Genomic DNA, 2077 nt, shown 5'->3' on the forward strand with positions numbered 1-2077 from the left:
TTTTATAGCTGATCATTGACACGCCTTCCAGTCTTCCTCGATACAGCATTTTTGAAAAATAGTACATAAATCGAAACAGCAATAGCGGAAAACTAATGTAAATAAACAGGGTTAAGCTCAACTCGAAGCTTATCTCTAGCTCCTCTAGCGTTAGCATTAAGCCTTTACGCAAAGCTTCATCAAGACTAGTTGAAAAGTAAAGCAGCATTACTATCGTCACAACAGCGCTAAAGGCTATGAATAATAATGAGTAGCGAAATAGTCTGAACCAATCGACGTTGATCTGGCGCATATATCCCCCCCAAATAAAGCAAGCCGTTGATGGCGATGAAATCAAAAAGCACATTATATAAATCTAGCCTATTAAGGGTGTATAGATAACAATCTTTCATCCATAGAGAGAAGGATGATTGAAACTTAACCATATCGATCTTGCTGATCGCTATCGTGTCATGTTTAGGAATACCGTTCTTAAAAGGGACAAATTGACGCAGTCAATCCAATCGCTCGTGTGTGAAGTCCTTAATGTCCTCCCAACCTTGGCTACCTGCGATCACTGCACTGATCAAGAAATAGAATATCAAAGAGCATATGTCCCACTTTAGCCTTGCTGGCGAGGGTCATCGATATTTGAAAAGTACTTGAAGAGCGGTATTTGCGACATGTGACCTTATACTTCTTATCATAAAGAAGTATAAGGTCACAAACTTAAGTCAAGGTAAAACCTCGTGATCTTACCCTGACTTCAAGCCTTTGTTTTGATTAACGTGATTTAAATTTCGCGGAGTGACCTGCAAAATTATTGCGCTTGGTATTGGCAGTATTTCTTGTCGAATACTAAGTGTTTTTCATTTTAACAACTACCCCTCACTTAATGATAGCATTGAATAAAATGATTTATTTTCATTCTGAGAAATCGCCTAAACATTAAGGTCTTGTAAAACAGTGATTTAACTTTGGCCGGTTGATATTAGTGTAATAAGTCTATAACATAATGGTTAGATCACTAATCATTAGAGGTAGAATTAAATGCAAGGCGAAATCCGTTCATGCGACAGCCCCCGTTATCTGCAAAAATTTACAACACGTTCAGTTGAAATAGCAAAACATACAGTGGGATTGCTATGTTTATGGTTAATTCTTAGTACTTATATTTTTTATCCGCTAACAAAAATCATTAAGGCGTCTAAGTAATGGAATATACCTATCTTTCATTAGGGATTTATTTTGTACTCATGTTAGGTATCGGTATCTATGCCGCTAAAACATCTACTTCAAATCTTTCCGAATATATGTTGGGTGGCAGACAAGTGAGTCCTCAAGTGACTGCATTATCTGCAGGTGCATCTGATATGAGTGGTTGGATGCTAATGGGTTTACCCGGCGCCATTTTTGTTTCAGGTTTTGATACTATTTGGGTTGCACTAGGCTTAGTGGTTGGCGCATGGGCAAACTACAAACTTGTTGCGCCTAAATTGCGTTTGTACACAGAAACAACCAATGACTCTTTAACTCTGCCAGATTTTTTTGGTAAACGGTTCGATAAAGAAAATGGCGTTATTCGTCTGATTTCAGCTGTCGTCATCATCATATTTTTTACCTTATATACCTCTGCAGGTCTTGTCGGTGGTGGTAAGTTATTTGAAACCGCGTTTGCAATGAACTATCAAACCGGTGTGGTGATTACCATGCTGGTGGTGGTTGCTTATACCTTGATGGGGGGCTTTTTAGCCGTAAGCATGACTGACTTTGTACAAGGTGTGATTATGTTTATCGCCCTTATTTTAGTCCCTGCTGTTGCTTACACGAATTTTGATAGTCCATCAAGTATGATGAGCTATTCTCTTGAGACGATTCCTTCCTTTAGTGAAAGCTTATCTGATTTAACCATGGTTTCTTTACTGTCTAGCTTGGCATGGGGACTTGGCTATTTTGGTCAGCCTCATATTATTGTTAGGTTTATGGCCATAGACTCCGTTAAAAATATTAAAAAAGCTCGACGTATCGGTATGAGTTGGATGATAGTCACCATCATTGGCGCATTAGCGACAGGCTTGACGGGGGTGGCTTATACTCG

2 protein-coding genes are annotated in these 2077 nt (G+C 38.9%); one reads left to right on the top strand and one right to left on the bottom strand.

The genetic code is table 11. The features are described 5' to 3' along the window. The coding region (locus CXF82_RS01265) for a hypothetical protein (protein ID WP_102043542.1) at positions 1 to 292 on the bottom strand (292 nt) is incomplete at its 3' end. Positions 293 to 1193: 901 nt separating this feature from the next. Here CXF82_RS01265 and CXF82_RS01270 point away from each other — a divergent pair. Further along, a partial coding sequence (locus tag CXF82_RS01270) for a sodium:solute symporter family transporter (RefSeq protein ID WP_145991632.1) occupies positions 1194 to 2077 on the top strand: 884 nt, incomplete at its 3' end.

Origin of the sequence: Shewanella sp. GutDb-MelDb (genome assembly GCF_002836075.1) — a bacterium.
In the GTDB taxonomy this organism is placed as follows: domain Bacteria; phylum Pseudomonadota; class Gammaproteobacteria; order Enterobacterales; family Shewanellaceae; genus Shewanella.